Source organism: Dellaglioa sp. CoH-56-MRSF-13 (assembly GCF_056782095.1).
Genome location: NZ_JBXAYC010000167.1, coordinates 1 through 270, shown reverse-complemented (window position 1 = coordinate 270; position 270 = coordinate 1). Strand labels below are relative to the sequence as shown.

The 270-nt window shown below is 60.0% G+C and carries 1 protein-coding gene; it reads right to left on the bottom strand.

Annotated features, from left to right (window positions below; translation table 11 throughout):
• Positions 1 to 270: hypothetical protein (locus AC1RP1_RS08330; RefSeq protein ID WP_481762776.1), on the bottom strand; the 270-nt coding region annotated here is incomplete at both ends.

Genomic DNA, 270 nt, shown 5'->3' with positions numbered 1-270 from the left:
CTCGTGAATGAAAGCTACCTCGTCCTCGGCCGCGCGAACATTCGACTCATTGATCTCGCGCATAGCCGCAATTTCGTCCAGCTCGGCCTCGGCGTCGAGACGATCAGCCTCGTTGTCCGCATTCTGAAGCGCGGCCTCTGCACGCATCACCTTGGCCAGAATTCTTTTTTCGCTGGCACGCGCCGAGGCTAGCGCTGCTTCTCGGTCCTGACGCAGATCGTGAAGCAGACCGTACGCTGCATCCGCCGTCTGGCACGAACCAACGAGGAA